This is a genomic window from Propionivibrio sp. (assembly GCF_017995515.1).
GTDB lineage: Bacteria > Pseudomonadota > Gammaproteobacteria > Burkholderiales > Rhodocyclaceae > Propionivibrio.
Window position 1 is genome coordinate 2,195 of record NZ_JAGOIT010000130.1, and the last position, 6,268, is coordinate 8,462.

Annotated in this window: 6 protein-coding genes; 3 read left to right on the forward strand and 3 right to left on the reverse strand. The window is 60.7% G+C overall.

Annotated elements, in window-relative coordinates; translation table 11 throughout:
• The first annotated feature begins 440 nt into the window (after positions 1 to 440).
• Complete coding sequence (locus tag KBA32_RS15415) at positions 441 to 713, forward strand: hypothetical protein (RefSeq protein ID WP_294360740.1); 273 nt, start codon at positions 441 to 443, stop codon at positions 711 to 713.
• A gap of 79 nt (positions 714 to 792) precedes the next feature.
• Here the strand turns inward: KBA32_RS15415 and KBA32_RS15420 are convergent, their stop codons facing one another.
• The 3 genes from KBA32_RS15420 to dapA all read right to left on the reverse strand — a co-directional run bounded on the left by KBA32_RS15420 (position 793) and on the right by dapA (position 3,689).
• Positions 793 to 1,560: an MBL fold metallo-hydrolase gene (locus KBA32_RS15420; protein WP_294360742.1), complete on the reverse strand. Its 768-nt coding sequence runs from the start codon at positions 1,558 to 1,560 to the stop codon at positions 793 to 795.
• An 82-nt stretch (positions 1,561 to 1,642) separates the two neighbouring features.
• Positions 1,643 to 2,782 carry an outer membrane protein assembly factor BamC gene (gene bamC / locus KBA32_RS15425; RefSeq protein WP_294360746.1) on the reverse strand — a complete coding sequence of 380 codons (1,140 nt, stop codon included), beginning with the start codon at positions 2,780 to 2,782 and terminating at the stop codon, positions 1,643 to 1,645.
• 28 nt (positions 2,783 to 2,810) lie between these two features.
• Complete coding sequence (dapA, locus tag KBA32_RS15430) at positions 2,811 to 3,689, reverse strand: 4-hydroxy-tetrahydrodipicolinate synthase (protein WP_294360755.1); 879 nt, start codon at positions 3,687 to 3,689, stop codon at positions 2,811 to 2,813.
• A gap of 359 nt (positions 3,690 to 4,048) precedes the next feature.
• On the opposite strand from dapA, the gene KBA32_RS15435 reads away from it, so the two are divergent.
• Together KBA32_RS15435 and KBA32_RS15440 are read left to right on the forward strand one after the other, a co-directional pair.
• Positions 4,049 to 5,320, forward strand: a complete 1,272-nt coding sequence (locus KBA32_RS15435; protein ID WP_294360749.1) for an EAL domain-containing protein — start codon at positions 4,049 to 4,051, stop codon at positions 5,318 to 5,320.
• A gap of 52 nt (positions 5,321 to 5,372) precedes the next feature.
• The coding region (locus KBA32_RS15440; protein ID WP_294360752.1) for an EAL domain-containing protein at positions 5,373 to 6,268 on the forward strand (896 nt) is incomplete at its 3' end.

The window sequence follows — 6,268 nt, forward strand, 5'->3', positions numbered from 1 at the left end:
CGCCACGTTCGAAGCCATCGCGCAGGCGCTCTTCAAGTCGTGGTTCGTCGATTTCGACCCCGTCCGCGCCAAGCAGGAAGGCCGCGCGCCTTCGCGCCTTTGCGGTGAGGTTTTCAGGTTCATTTTGGCGATGGGCCAATCGCCTCACGGTGACACCTGCAATGAGGCTGGCCAAGGCTTACCCTTCTACCAAGGACGGACAGATTTTGGTTCCGATTGCCTTGCGCGCCGATGGTCGTTCAAACCGCGTGTTCCGAGAGAACCGGCCCTTTCCGCAAGCATGACATCGACAAACCGCTCCGTTTCATGCAACTCAGCGCCAGCCCGACCAGTTTTCGCCTGATATAATGTCTCGTACTGATTCAGTGCATTTCTTGGAATCAGTCAACCAGTAAGCATGTCGTTCGTTGTTGTAATTTTTACCTGATAGGAATGTCCAAATGAAAAACTCGCTCCTCGTTGCCGCACTCGTTGCTCTGACCCTTACCGCTTGTGGCAAAAAGGAAGAAGTCCCCGCCGCTCCGGCTGCTGAAGCCGCTGCGCCCGCCGCTGAAGCTCCTGCTGCCCCGGCTACCCCGGCCGCTGAAGCCGCCGCGCCGGCTGCTGAAGCTCCTGCTGCCCCGGCCGCTGAAGCCGCCGCCCCGGCTGCTGAAGCCCCGGCAGCACCTGCTGCAGAAGCCGCCGCACCGGCCGCCGAAGAAGCCAAGAAGTAATTCCTGCTTCCTGAGCCAAAAAAGCCGGTTTTCGCCGGCTTTTTTTGTCCTGTATCTTTACCGCAGCGCCAAAGGCAGCTTAAGCAAGACCACGCCAGCCAAACCCGTTCTCCTGGGTCGCGACACCAATCCAATCAGGCGCACAGTTCAGAGCCGAAGCAAGTGCATCCCGAGCCAAATCCGGCCGATTATTCTGTTCGCTCAGATGCGCGGCAATCACATGGCGAAGCCGCCGCGTTTCGATCTGCTTCAATAACATTGCTGCCTGCGTGTTTTCCAGGTGCCCGAAGTTCCCGGAAATCCGCCCCTTGAGCATCGCTGGATAGGTGGATGCGGCCAGCAGTTCCGCGTCGTGATTGCATTCGATCACGAGCGCGTCGCACGATTGGAGAACCTCAGCGATATGCGGCGTGATCGACCCGCTGTCGGTCAAAACGCCAAGCCGACGATTGCCGTCGCTGAATGCATATTGAACCGGCTCCCGCGCGTCGTGCGGCACCGGGAAAGGCTGAATCTCGAGCGCGCCGATGGAGAAGGCTGCCGCCGTGTCGATCAGCCGACACGGCGGCACGCAGCCCGCCGTGTGCGTAATCGCCGCGTGAGTGCCATGCGTCAGATAAACCGGAATGCCGAAACGGCCGGCGAACCGGAAAACGCCCGAGACATGATCGCCGTGCTCATGCGTGACGAGGATTGCCGCGAGATCTTCCGCCGCCAAGCCAAGGCGACCCAGTCTTTCGAGCGCACCCTTGACCGAGAAGCCGCAGTCGAGCAATACCCGCGATGCTCCTGCTTCCACAACCAGCGAGTTTCCGCTACTGCCACTGCCCAAAGACGCAAAACGCATTGACTGAACCGATCTGCGAATTTCGCAATGCACAAAAGAAAACAGGCCAGACGAAGCTGACCTGCCTTTGATTCCTGCTCGACTACTTTAACTGGTCATAAAGCAAGCCAAGGATTTTCTTCGCGGTATCCGACTGATCAACCCCGCCTTCGGGCGACAAGACCTGAACCGTCGTTGATGAGCCAGCGGACTTCACGTAGATGCGATATTTCGTCTCCGGCTTCGGTGCACCGTCCTTCCAGAATGCAAGCTTGGAGAGGAATCCATCTTTCTTGCCCTCGACATCTGCTTCCGGATCGACGTAACGGACAAAGTACAGTCCTTTCGAGCGATCGCGATCTTCAACCGTAAAGCCGACACGATCGAGCGCCAGACCTACACGGCGCCACGCGCGATCGAAGGACTCCTGCAGTTCGAGCGTCCCGGATCCATCGTTGCCGCGGGCGAGCTTCGCACGATCAACCGGTTTGGTCCTGGTTGCTGCGAGTTCCGCGTCCGCACGCTTTTGGTCCGAACCGAAGCGGACCATCAGACGGCGCAGCATCTCTGCCTCGAGTTCGGGATCGGCTTCTCGCGGCTGCCAGCGTGTGGAATCCTTGCCTTCCGTTACGTAGATCTCATACATGCCGCGGTGGCTGACGTAGATTTCCGTGGTACCGGGCTGCGCGCCCGGTTCGAAACGCGTCCGGAATTTATCGCGCTCCGGTGTCGAGTACAGCGAGTCGATCACTTTCCCGAGCAGGTCGCGCAATCCGCTGTCGCCGATCTTGGCGCGATTCTCCGCCCAGTCGGTTTCCATCACGCCAGCCTCGGGGAGCTCAAGCTTGATCAGGAAACCCGTCTCCTGCCAGAACTCCTTGATTTGGTCCCAAAGCTTGTCGGGCGTACCTTCGACGACGAGCCAACGTTGATTTCCCGAGCGCTCGATATGAGCCTTGTCGATCTTCGGCAGAACATCGCTCTGCTGTTGCGCGCGCGCCTGCGGCGAACGCTCTCCGGCATACTCGGAATAAGACGCGGTCCCCTTGCCGACCGTATCCGGCACGGCAAAGCGGTCGTCCCGCGCGGGCGAAGTCAAATCCGGAGGAATTTCAAGCGTCGGAACCTTTGTCGCCGAAGCCGATTTGTAATCGATCTTTTTACTCTCGATCCCGATACTGCTGCAGGCGGCCAGATTGACCGCCAACGCACAAAGCGTCAATCGCAAGACTACGCGAATCATTGAAAATCCCTGAACTGAATACCTGAGGTTAAACCGCCAGACCGGCTTGGCGCATGGCGCCGAGCACGCGTTCGTGGCACTCCTTCGAAAGCGGCGTCAAAGGCAGACGAATGCCGGCCTCGGTCAGCCCCAGCTGCGCGCACGCCCACTTGACCGGGATCGGATTCGCTTCGCAGAACAGCTGGCGATGCAAACCCAGCATGCGGAAGTGCAATTCGCGCGCCTTGGCCAGATCGCCGGCAAGTGCAGCGACGCACATTTCGTGCATCAGGCGCGGGGCGATATTGGCGACGACCGAGACGTTGCCCTTGCCACCCATCAGCATCAAGGCGATGGCGCTGGCGTCGTCGCCGCTGTAGACGGCGAAATCCTTCGGTGCGCGCGCGATCAAGTCGCAGGCGCGGTCGAAACCACCGGTCGCATCCTTGATGCCGACGATGTTCGGAATCTGTGCCAGGCGCAATACGGTTTCGTTGCTCAGGTCGGCAACGGTACGTCCGGGGACGTTGTAGAGGATCACCGGAATGTCGACCGCCTCGGCCACCGCCTTGAAGTGCTGGTACAGACCTTCCTGCGTCGGCTTGTTGTAGTACGGAACCACCGACAACACCGCATCCGCGCCGACTTCCCTGGCAAAGCGCGTCAAGTCAATCGCTTCGGCCGTCGAGTTGGCGCCGGCACCGGCGATCACCGGGATCCGGCCGGCCGCTTGTTCAACGGTTGCACGGATGACTTCGTGATGTTCCTCGACATCGACCGTCGGCGACTCGCCGGTGGTACCGACCGAAACGATGGCATCCGTGCCTTCCTGCACATGGAAGTCGACGAGGCGGCGCATGCCTTCGAGGTCAAGACTTCCGTCCTCGTGCATCGGGGTGACAATGGCAACAATGGATCCAGTAATCATGTTCATTTAATCAGGCACCAAAAGAAAGCTGCAGAAAAGCGCAGAAAACAGCGAAAAAAACAATCGTGAGATTCTAACCGAAGGCGAGACGCCCGACCATTGAAAACGCGGCCGAAGCAATTCAGCTGACAAAGAAGCGTGGAATATTAATCCAGCGCACGTAATCAGGTTGTGTTCAGATGTTTCGCGGCCACGGACTCTTATGGATAACCGAGAAATTGAGCGCGGCAGGACTCCGTCGCTTCCGGATCGGGGATACATACGGCGATCGAGGTTGATGGTCCCTTCCCGCCGGGGAGCGAAGGCGTGCTTCTGATGCTAAGATTTATTGGTTCCCCGCACGCCAACAGGTGAATCCCATGTCCGACACCGTTCTGCAAGAGGTTTTCCTCGGCCGCCAACCGATTCTCGACCGCAAACAGCAACTCTTCGCCTACGAACTCCTGTTCCGCAGCAGCAAGGCCGAAGACGGCAACTTCGCCAGCTTTGTCGATGGCAACCAGGCGACGGCGATGGTCATCACGCACGCCTTCACCGAGTTTTCGATGGCCGACGCGCTCGGGCCGTACCAAGGGTTCATCAAGGTCGATCAGGGTCTGCTCTTCAGCGATCTGATCAACGCGTTGCCGCCACACTCGGTCGTGCTCGAGATCCTTGAGACGGTGGCGCAGACGCCGGAAATGGTCGTGCGCTGCGAACAGTTGCGCTTCGCCGGCTACATCCTCGCGGTGCGCGAGCGGCCGGAGTCGCTGGACCAGAATCGCCAGCTCCTGAAACTCGCACAGGTGATCAAGATCGACATCAGCCGCATCGAACCGGCGCGACTGCAGCAACTCGTTACCAACCTCAAGCCGCTGGGCAAGACGCTGCTCGCCGAGAAGGTGGAGAGCGTCGAGCAGATGAAACTCTGCCACGACCTCGGCTTCGACCTTTTCCAGGGCTACTACTTCGCCCGCCCGACGGTGATTAGCGGCAAACACCTGCAGGCGTCCGAACTGGCGCTGATCCGTCTTCTCGGCCTGTTGAGCCACGACGCCGACATCGGCGAGATCGAAAAGGTGTTCAAGCAGGAGCCGGTGCTGACGGTCAATCTGCTGCGCCTGACGAACTCGGTCGGCAGCGGCATGGCGACGCGCATCACGTCGCTGCGCCACGCGATCACGATTCTCGGCCGCCGGCAATTGCTACGCTGGCTGCAGTTGTTGCTGTATAGCGGCTCATCGAGTAATGCGCCGACCGTCAATCCGCTGCTGCAGCTGGCGGCGACGCGCGGCCGCCTGATGGAGCTATTGGTCGACAAGGCGCCCGGGATCAAGGAAGGTGGCCGCGAACTGATCGACCAGGCGTTCATGGTCGGCATACTCTCGCTGATGCCCACGCTGACCAGCGTCAGCATGGACGAAGTGCTGGCCCAGCTGCCGGTCGCCAAGCCGGTCCAGGACGGGCTGCTCAGCCGCGGCGGCATCCTCGGCAATCTGCTGACCTTGATCGAATCCCTCGAAAACGAGGATCACGTGCAGGCCGAGACGATTCTTGCGCACCTGCCCGACATCGACGCGCACTACGCCAACAACTGCCTGACGCGCGCCCTGACGTGGGCCAACAACCTGGCGCGCGAACCCGCCACGTGACGCCGTCGCCCGCCTGTCAACACCCGCACGGGACCGTATTCGCCCTGACTGAATGACTGACTCAACGAATCCAGCGAACACGCTGCTTTATCTTGGCCGCCAGCCGATCCTGGGCCGCGAGCAGCAGTTGCTCGCATTTGCGCTCGTGCTGCAAGACGGCATGATCGTCAGCGAAGGTGCCGGCGAAAACATCGACACCCCGCTCGCGCAAGCCTTTGCCGCGCCCGCGAGCGAGCAGCCGCTCGGTCCCTATCGCGCCTTCATCCAGGTCGATCGCGACTTCCTGCTGAGCGAGCTGATCGAAACGTTTTCGCCGGCGCTCGTCGTGCTCAAGCTCAAAGCCGGCCTCGCGCCGACGGACGAAGTTCTGGAACGCTGCCGCCAGCTCGTCGACAAGGGTTTCGCGCTGGCCGTGCACGACAACGGCGCCACCGACAACGCGGCTGACCGCGAGACGGCGCCCACGCAGCTCGTCCAGCTCGCCGAGATCGTCGCGATCGATGTGGCGGTGGCCGACGCTGCTGCACTCGCCGCGCGTATCGGCCAACTGCGTTCCGGCAACAAAAAGCTGCTCGCGCAAAACGTAGAAACCGCCCGCCAGCTGGAGCTTTGCCAGTCGCTCGGTTTCGACCTCTTTCAAGGCTATTTCTTCGCCCGGCCGGCGCTCAATCTGAGCCAGAAGCTCAAGCCCGCGCAGCTCTCGCTGATGCGCCTGCTTGCACTGGCGATGGAAGATGCCGACACCGGCGAAATCGAAAATGCGTTCAAGCACGAACCGGGGCTCACACTCGATCTGCTGCGCCTGACCAACTCAGCGGCGAACGGACTGACGACGCGCATCACTTCGCTGCGCCACGCCATTGCGGTGCTCGGCCGGCGCCAGCTGCAACGCTGGCTGCAACTCCTGATCTACGCCAACGCCGATTCCGGCAAGACGGCCAAGGACCC